1 protein-coding gene is annotated in these 272 nt (G+C 37.5%); it reads left to right on the top strand.

Annotated features, from left to right (window positions below; all coding sequences use genetic code 11):
• Positions 1-272, top strand: a 272-nt coding sequence (locus AAEY83_RS15090) for a hypothetical protein (RefSeq protein ID WP_351060178.1), incomplete at both ends; no start/stop codon positions are given.

Genomic DNA, 272 nt, shown 5'->3' with positions numbered 1-272 from the left:
CACGTATGAGCAGTGCAAAGTTAACGTATTAACCACTGGTAAATTGGCGACGCGTTTTAATTTAAATAGCCAAGCGTTAATGTTTAATACCGATTTGCTTAATAACAAAATTAATTTAACACCAAGCTGTACTGAGTTAATTCCACCAAGTGAATATGCAGGCTTTATTAGCAAACAAGTTCCTTTAAATTGGCAACTTAAACTCCCTCAATCAATTAGCTTAGAGGCTAGTGGGTTGAGGGTACCTGCAATTAATTTGGTAAGCGTGGGCG

It is taken from the genome of Psychrobacter sp. TB20-MNA-CIBAN-0197 (genome assembly GCF_040309765.1).
GTDB lineage: Bacteria > Pseudomonadota > Gammaproteobacteria > Pseudomonadales > Moraxellaceae > Psychrobacter > Psychrobacter submarinus.
This window is presented reverse-complemented; position numbering and strand designations above follow the sequence as displayed.